We start from the raw sequence: 7566 nt of genomic DNA, 5'->3' as shown, positions 1-7566 counted from the left end.
TGTCTCATCCCCACGACCACATCAACGAGCGGACAAGCCGACAGTCACATGATCAACAGCCTTTTGTTAGAGCCAGTAAGACCGTGCCGCGCAGCTTCGACGAGATTCTCGACCAGGCCACCGTCCCGGACACGGTCACCGAAGCCGACCTGGACGCCTTGCAGCAGGAGATCGTCCGTGACGTCACCGCCACGCTGATGTTCGGCGCCCGGCCCGCCCCGAGGGCTACTACCCCACGACCCTCGACCGCGCGGAAGCCGCGTTGACATCCCTGTCCACCGAACTCATCCACAGCACCGAAGCGGCCGGCTGCCTGGCCCGCATCGCCGACATCCCCTTCGACGCCGACGGCGCCCTGCACTTCGGCTGCCTGCTCAACCTTGCCCAGGAACCCGACGGCGCCCTGTGGTGGTGGCAGTTCGCCGCAGGCGCCGGCAACGCCACCGCGGCCTACTGCCTGCACCTGTTCCACCTGGTCCGCGGTGAGCTCCGCGACTCCGACCACTGGGCCGGCCAGGCTCTCAACCTCGACACCGACATCCACCTCACCCCACCGACGCCTGGGGTCAGCGCAGGCCGGAGAGTCCGTCCGGGGCCCTGCGTGAAGCCGTCGAGCGCCTCAAAGTCGAAGAACTCGCCGGCGCTCAGTTCCACCACCCCGACCACCGCCTCGCCGACGAGATCGAAGAACTCGCAGACGCCTGCTGAACGACCCCGGCTGCCCGGACCCCGGGCAGCCACGCGGGCCCCGGCCAAGGGGCGCGTCCGATGAGCGTACGCAGCCGCCGCCCACTGTCCCATGAGCGGGCTCGACGGGCGCGGGAGCTGTAAATTGAGGGAAGAGTGATTAATACGCAGGGAATGCGTGTGACGGCACCGGAGATCGACTACACGGCGGTGTTCACCGCCTTTCCAAGCCCGTGCCTGGTGCTCGGCACGGACCTGGTGATCGCTGATGCCAACGCGGCCTTCTGCGAGGTGACCGGACGGAGCCGGGCCGAGCTCGTCGGGCAGTACCTCTTCGACACCTTCCCGGAGAACCCCGCCGACCCGGAGGCCGACGGGGTGGCGACGCTGAAATCCTCACTGCACCGTGTCCTGTCCTCCGGCCAGACCGATCAGATGCCGCTGCAGAAGTACGACATCCCGGTCGCCGACAATCCCGAGGTGTTCAAGGAACGGTGGTGGTCCGCGATCAACGTGCCCGTCCTCGGCCCGGACGGAAAGGTCGCCTGGATCATCCACCGGTCGGAGGACATGACCCAGGTCGTCCTGGGCCGCCGCACGGCGCACCTGCCGTCGATCAGTCCCGGCAGGGAGGCGGCCATGGAAGCCGAGCTGTACGCCCGGGCGCGGCAGCTGCAGCGGTTGAACGAGGAACTGCGGCAGGCTCACGCCCGTGAGCGGCGCATCGCCCTCGCCCTGCAGGAAGCCATGCTCCACTCTCCGGATCTGGCCCAGCATCCGGACGTCGCCGTGCGGTACCTGCCGGCGGCCGGCTCACTGAACGTGGGCGGCGACTGGTACGACGTGGTCAACCTGTGCTCGGGCCGCTTCGCCGTCGCGGTCGGTGACGTGGTCGGCCATGGACTGGCGGCCGCCACCGTCATGGGCATGCTCCGCAGCGCGCTGAGTGCCGCCAGCCGTACCGTCCACGGCCCTGCACAGGCCCTGGAGGTGCTGGGGTTGTACGCGCGCTCGGTCGAGGGGGCACTGGCCGCCACCGTCGTCCAGGTCCTGGTCGACTGCCACAGCCAACTGCTCATCTACAGCAGCGCCGGTCACCCCCCGCCCGTCCTGCTGCACCCCGATGGCTCCTGCGAGCTGCTCGACCTGGCCACCGACCCACCGCTGGGTGCCCGCTTCGAACACGTCCCCCGCCCCCAGGCCACCGCGACCTACACCCCCGGTGACACCCTCATCCTCTACACCGACGGCCTGATCGAGCGCCGCGGGGAGGACATCGATGTCGGCCTGACCCGCCTGACCTCCGCCCTCGCCACCTGCACCGGGATGGGCGCGGAACACCTCGCCGACGCCCTCCTGGCCCGCCTGAACCTCGCCAGCGGCGCCCGCGACGACATCGCCATGGTCGTCGTCCGCCTGGACGGAACGACCCGGCCGTCCTGATCCTCGAGGAACCACGCGCCGGGCATCGCGGCGGCGTCCCAGCGGCATCGCCGCGGTGTCGCAGCGCTCCGGCAAGGATGCTCTCACCCAAAGATGTGGACGCGCCGTTCATATTCTGGTTATATGGACTCAGCGTTCATATCGAGCGGAAGAGAGAGACCCATGACCACCACCCACAGCACCACTCCCCGTGTCGCCCTTGTCACCGGAGGTTCCGGCGGCATCGGCAAGGCCGTCGTCGAGCGGCTCGCCAAGGACGGATTCGCCCTCGGGGTGCACTACGCCGGTAACAAGGCAAAGGCCGACGCCGTCGTGGAAGAGATCACCGCATCCGGCGGTCAGGCCATCGCCATCGGCGGGGACGTCGCCGACGAGCACGCGATGGAAGCGGCATTCGACGCCGTCGAGACCGCGTTCGGCGGCATCGACGTCGTGGTCAACGCCGCCGGGATCATGGTGCTCGCACCGATCGCCGCGCTCGACCTGGACGACCTGGACCGGATGCACCGCACGAACATCCGCGGCACCTTCGTCGTCTCCCAGCAGGCCGCCCGCCGCGTCCGTCCCGGTGGCGCGATCATCAACGTGTCCACCTCCGTCACCCGCACCCAACTGCCCACGTACGGCGCGTACGTGGCCAGCAAGGCCGCGGTGCAGGGCATCACGCTGATCCTCGCCCGCGAACTGCGCGGCAAGGACATCACCGTCAACACCGTCGCCCCCGGCCCGATCGCCACTCCGCTCTTCCTCGAGGGCAAGGACGAGGCCACCATCGCCAACTTCGCCAAGGCCACCCCGCTGGAGCGGCTGGGCGAGCCCGAGGACGTCGCCGAGTCGGTCGCCTTCCTGGCCGGCCCCGCCCGCTGGGTCAACGGCCAGGTCCTCTACACCAACGGTGGCCTCGCCTGACGGCCCCGACCCGGCACTACAACCGGCCCCGACCCGGCACCACGACCACCGACCCGGCGACTCGAAGAAGCCAACCCTGAAGGGAACCTCCCATGTCATCCGTCGTTCTCATCACCGGTGCCGCCACCGGCATCGGCAACCTCACCGCACATGAGCTCGCCGCCGCCGGCCACACCGTCTACGCCAGCATGCGCGAGGTCCGTGGCCGCAATGCCAGCCATGCCGAGGAACTCCTGGAACTGGGCCGTCGCGAGGGGCAGGACATCCGTGTCGTAGAACTCGACGTGCAGTCGGAGGCGTCGGCCGAAGCGGCCGTGGCGACCGTCCTCGACGAGGCCGGCCGGCTCGACACGGTCGTCCACAACGCCGGACACCTCTACGTCGGCTACGTCGAGGCGTTCACCCCCGAGGACGTCCAGCACCTGCTGGACATCAACGCGGTCGGCATCCAGCGCGTCAACCGGGCTGTCCTGCCGCACATGCGCTCACGCCGCTCCGGCACTCTCCTCTACGTCGGCAGCACGACCTCGGTGGTGGTGCCGCCCTTCCTGGGCCCTTACGTGGCCTCGAAGTTCGCCGCTGACGCGCTCGCCCAGGTCACGGCGTACGAGGTCGGGCAGTTCGGCATCGAGACGACGATCGTGATGCCGGGGCCCTTCACCCAGGGAACGGAGCACTTTCCCAACGCCGGCCACGCCGGAGACAAGGACCGCACCCGCGCCTATGCCGCGCTGGATGCGATGGTGGCCCGCAATGAGGAGGCCACGGAGGCACTGTTCCCGCCCGGGGTGGACGCCCACCCGCGTGCCGTGGCCGAGGAAATCGCCCGTGTTCTCGCTCTTCCGCCCGGCACCCGCCCCTTCCGGACCGTCGTCGACTTCAGCCAGGCCGGTGTCGAGGAGGTCAACGAGGTCATGCGCCGGGCCCAGGAGCAGTTCGTCACCCGTCTCGGCTTCGGCGAACTCCTCCACGTCGAGGGAGCACCGTCCTGACTGCTGACGAACGGCTTTCTACACTGATCCGGTCCGAGAACGACCGAGGGAGAGACATCGTGACGAAGCAGGCCGAGGGCGCCGACGAGCGCCCGGCCCGCGGGCGCGGCCGCCGCCCGGCCGACGAGGTCCGCGCGGACGTCTTCCGCGTGGTCGGGGAGATCCTCCTGCAGGAGGGAATCGCCGACCTGACCTTCGAACGGGTGGCCCGCCTGTCCGGTGTCAGCAAGACCACGCTGCACAAGTGGTGGCCCTCCAAGGGCTCCCTCGCCCTGGACGGCTACTTCCACGCCGTCCAGGAGACCCTCGCCTTCGAGGACACCGGTGACATCCGCGCCGACCTCACGAGCCAGCTTCGTGCCTTCGCTCGCATCATGACCCGCACACCGGCCGGCCGGGTGGTGACCGAACTGATCGGCCAGTCCCAGACGGACGAGAACCTGGCCACTGCCTTCCGCTCGCTGTACTCCTCCGAACGGCGACGGCTGGCCGGCGAGCGACTGCTGCGTGCCCGGGAACAGGGCCAGATCCGGGACGAGGTCGACGTCCAGGTCCTCGTCGACCAGCTGTGGGGCGCGGTCTACCACCGCTTGCTGATCCCGGACGAACCCGTGACCGACGACTTCGTCGTCGCCCTGGTCTCCAACCTCATCGACGGCATCGCCCCGTCCCCGGGGACGCCCTGAGCGTCAGCTTCTCCAACGCCGGGCCGACATGGCGCTCCACGTCGTAGAGGTCGACGTGACCGGCACCCTCGATCCAGTGGATCTCCTTGGGGAACAGGGGTGCAGCCACCAGCATGAGGATCCGAGAGGGATGGCGGAATGATCGCCCTCAGCAACGTGTTGCCGACGGGTATGAGCGAAGCAGTAGTGGCGAGCGCATACGGCGGTCCTGAGGCCCTGTCGGTGATCGACGTCGAGGTTCCGGAACCCGGGCCCGGCGAGGTGCGCATCGCGGTCCGAGCGGTCGGTGTCAATCCCTTCGACTACAAGATGTACAGCGGCGCCTTCGGAGCCGATCCGGCGAAGCTGCCGATGCGGCTGGGTGCCGAAGCGGCAGGCGTCGTCACCGCGGTGGGCGCCGACGCGACCGGTCCGGCAGGTCCCGTCCGGGTGGGCGACGAGGTGATCGCCTATCGCGCGCCCGGCGCGTACGCCGCGGAACTCGTCGTACCGGCCTCGTCCGTTGTGCCGAAGCCCGCCGAACTGTCCTGGGAACAGGCCGGCGGGCTGATGGTCGCCGGCGCGACCGCCGTACACGTCCTCGAAGCGATCGGACTCGGCAAGGGCGATACGGTGCTGATCCATGGGGCCGCGGGAGGGGTCGGCCTGGTGGCCGTCCAGCTGGCCGTGGCACGCGGCGCCACCGTCCTCGCGACGGCAAACCCGGTCAAGCACGAACTGCTGAGAGAGCTGGGCGCGATCCCGGTCGCCTACGGGCCGGGACTGGCGGGCCGCGTACGGGTGGCGGCGCCGGAAGGGATCCACGCGGCGGCCGACTTGGTGGGCACCGACGAGGCAGTGGACGTCTCCGTGGAACTCGTGACCGACCGTTCCCGCATCGCCACCATCGCGGGATTCGAGCGCGGGGCCCAGGCCGGGATCAAGCTCCTCGGCGGCGGGCCCGGCGCCGACCCCGGCACCGGGATCAGGGAGGCCGCCCGCCTGCAGCTCACGGAAGCCGCGGCAGCAGGACGACTGCGCATCCTGATCGCTTCCAGCCACCCGCTGCGTGCGGCCGCCGCAGCCCATCGCGAGAGCATGGCCGGTCACACCACCGGGAAGATCGTCCTGGTGCCGTAACCCATCTCCGAATCAGCCTCGGCCCGGGAGCGAGCTCCGCCGTCCTCGGCATGGTCGGCACCACCGACGTCGCCGGCACCTTGAGCTCGCCCTACGGGCTGCGGACCAGCAACCCGCGTTCCCGTATGGCCTTCAGATGCCGACCGCGGGCGACGAACCTGACCTCGTGGCCACCTGCGGCGAGCCGGGCACCGAAGCAGCCCCCGGCACCCCTGCCCCCATGACGGCTACGCGCACGATGTATTCCCTTCCTCGTCAGGATCGTCACGGTGATGACGCCTGGTCCGGTGACCCGTCGTGCGCGGCGCCGCCTCGCTGTTCCGGGCGAGCGTCACGGGCAGGCTGCGGTGTCCCTGGGAAATGAACGAGGGCACCGGCTCGATGCTTCCTGGCGGCTGGGCCAGTGCGAGGGAAGGGAAGCGTTCGAACAGTGCCGGGAGCGCGGTGGCGGCCTCCATACGGGCCAGCGGCGCCCCCAGGCAGTAGTGCACACCGTGGCCGAAGGCGAGATGGTCCTTGTTCTCCCGGGTCGCGTCGAAGACTCCTGCGGTCGGGCCGTGGCGCCCGGGGTCCTGGCCGGCTGCCGCGTAGGACGCCAGGATGGCGTCCCCCTGGGAGATGGTCGTGCCCGCGATGGTGATGTCCTCGACGGCGTAGCGCAGGGGCAGGTGGGCCACCGGGGCGTCGACGCGCAGGCTTTCCTCGATGACGTCGTTCCAGGCGACCTGGCCGGTGCGGACGAGGTTGTGCTGGTCCGGGCTGGTGAGCAGGGCGAAGACGGCGTTGTCGAGCAGGTTCACGGTGGTCTCGTGGCCGGCTGCGATGATCAGAAGGAGGGTGTCGACGACTTCTGCCTCGGTCAGTGACTCGTTGCTGTCGCCGGCCGAGACCAAGTAGCTCGTGAGGTCGTCCCCCGGCTGCCTCCTGCGGTGTTCGACCAGGTCGTTGAGCAGGCCGTAGGTGGTGTGGTAATTGTCGGCGGCTTCCTGCGGGCTGAGTCCCGTGTTGAAGATGTTGTCGACGCAGGTGCGGAAGCCGACCGCCATGGAGCCCTCGGGAACGCCCATGAGCTGTGTGATCACCTGCACCGGGATGAGGTAGGCGAAGTGCTGCCGCAGGTCCACCACACCGTCGACCGCGGCGCGAGGAAGATCGTCCAGCACACCCGTCACGATGCGCTCGACCTGAGGGCGCAGCTGCGCGGTCCGGCGGGCCGTGAAGGCCGGCGTGACCAGGCGGCGCAGCCTGCGGTGGTCGCTGCCGTAAGCGGTGAACATGTTGGTGACGGACACCCAGGCGTACAGCGGCCATTGGGGAGTGATCTCCCCTGCGATGAACCGGGGCCAGTGCCGGCGGGGATCCTTCGAGACCCGCGGATCGGTCAGGAGCTGTTCGAGGGCGGTCTGGCTGGTGACCGACCACGCCGGGATGTTGCCGGGGAGCATCACCTTCGTGACGGGGCCTCGGGCGCGGAGCCGGGCACCCTCCGCGCGTAGGTCGTGGCCTGCGGGGTCGAGAACGTAGGGATCCTGCTCGTCAGTTGACAACTGCACGCCTCTCGTCGGTGGGAGATGGTGGTGCCGAATGGCTTCGATGTCGGGCACGGGACGGGGCGAAACCGCCGGCCTGCACGGCTCCGTTCGCCCGCAGGCGCTGGCTGCTGCCGACGATCCTGCTCCATGGTCGAAGGGACGGCGATGCCGCCTGCTGCGGGTTGGCCGGGAAGCGGA

Annotated in this window: 10 protein-coding genes; 7 read left to right on the top strand and 3 right to left on the bottom strand. The window is 69.6% G+C overall.

The genetic code is table 11. The annotated features are described in order from the left end of the window. From IE318_RS39885 to IE318_RS39860, 6 genes are all read left to right on the top strand, one after another. On the top strand, positions 1–266 hold a 266-nt coding region (locus IE318_RS39885), incomplete at its 5' end, for a hypothetical protein (protein ID WP_229904075.1). Continuing rightward, positions 263–772, top strand: coding sequence for a hypothetical protein (locus IE318_RS39880; protein ID WP_189907770.1), 510 nt, complete (start codon positions 263–265; stop codon positions 770–772). The genes IE318_RS39885 and IE318_RS39880, both read left to right, overlap by 4 nt. A gap of 89 nt (positions 773–861) precedes the next feature. After that, positions 862–2130: a SpoIIE family protein phosphatase gene (locus tag IE318_RS39875; RefSeq protein ID WP_189907769.1), complete on the top strand. Its 1269-nt coding sequence runs from the start codon at positions 862–864 to the stop codon at positions 2128–2130. Positions 2131–2292: 162 nt separating this feature from the next. Further along, positions 2293–3039 (top strand): SDR family oxidoreductase, encoded by a 747-nt coding sequence (locus IE318_RS39870; protein WP_189907768.1) that lies wholly within the window; start codon positions 2293–2295, stop codon positions 3037–3039. A 92-nt stretch (positions 3040–3131) separates the two neighbouring features. After that, positions 3132–4031 carry an SDR family NAD(P)-dependent oxidoreductase gene (locus tag IE318_RS39865; protein WP_189907767.1) on the top strand — a complete coding sequence of 300 codons (900 nt, stop codon included), beginning with the start codon at positions 3132–3134 and terminating at the stop codon, positions 4029–4031. A 59-nt stretch (positions 4032–4090) separates the two neighbouring features. Continuing rightward, a complete protein-coding gene (locus IE318_RS39860; RefSeq protein WP_189907766.1) occupies positions 4091–4717 on the top strand; it encodes a TetR-like C-terminal domain-containing protein in 627 nt (208 codons plus the stop codon). Here the strand turns inward: IE318_RS39860 and IE318_RS39855 are convergent. Then, on the bottom strand, positions 4680–4826 hold the full coding sequence (locus IE318_RS39855; protein ID WP_189907778.1) for a hypothetical protein: 147 nt from the start codon (positions 4824–4826) through the stop codon (positions 4680–4682). The two genes, IE318_RS39860 and IE318_RS39855, sit on opposite strands and share 38 nt — an antisense overlap. A gap of 77 nt (positions 4827–4903) precedes the next feature. Between IE318_RS39855 and IE318_RS39850 the strand changes: the two genes are divergently transcribed. Beyond that, a complete protein-coding gene (locus IE318_RS39850; RefSeq protein ID WP_229904077.1) occupies positions 4904–5836 on the top strand; it encodes a quinone oxidoreductase family protein in 933 nt (310 codons plus the stop codon). Positions 5837–5927: 91 nt separating this feature from the next. Here the strand turns inward: IE318_RS39850 and IE318_RS39845 are convergent, their stop codons facing one another. Beyond that, positions 5928–6104 carry a 2-dehydropantoate 2-reductase N-terminal domain-containing protein gene (locus IE318_RS39845; RefSeq protein ID WP_373311421.1) on the bottom strand — a complete coding sequence of 59 codons (177 nt, stop codon included), beginning with the start codon at positions 6102–6104 and terminating at the stop codon, positions 5928–5930. Next, a complete protein-coding gene (locus IE318_RS39840; RefSeq protein ID WP_308438627.1) occupies positions 6064–7389 on the bottom strand; it encodes a cytochrome P450 family protein in 1326 nt (441 codons plus the stop codon). The genes IE318_RS39845 and IE318_RS39840 overlap by 41 nt, the downstream gene beginning before the upstream one ends. Between the last annotated feature and the right edge of the window lie 177 nt (positions 7390–7566).

The organism is Streptomyces spiralis (assembly GCF_014654675.1).
In the GTDB taxonomy this organism is placed as follows: Bacteria; Actinomycetota; Actinomycetes; order Streptomycetales; family Streptomycetaceae; genus Streptomyces; species Streptomyces spiralis.
The sequence above is the reverse complement of the archived record's forward strand: the minus strand, read 5'-3'. Positions and strand labels throughout refer to the sequence as shown.

Bases quoted from the DNA above. Each gene is read 5' to 3' on its own strand.
- IE318_RS39875 (WP_189907769.1), top strand. From the start codon at position 862: ATGCGTGTGACGGCACCGGAGATCGACTACACGGCGGTGTTCACCGCC.
- IE318_RS39870 (WP_189907768.1), top strand. From the start codon at position 2,293: ATGACCACCACCCACAGCACCACTCCCCGTGTCGCCCTTGTCACCGGA.
- IE318_RS39865 (WP_189907767.1), top strand. From the start codon at position 3,132: ATGTCATCCGTCGTTCTCATCACCGGTGCCGCCACCGGCATCGGCAAC.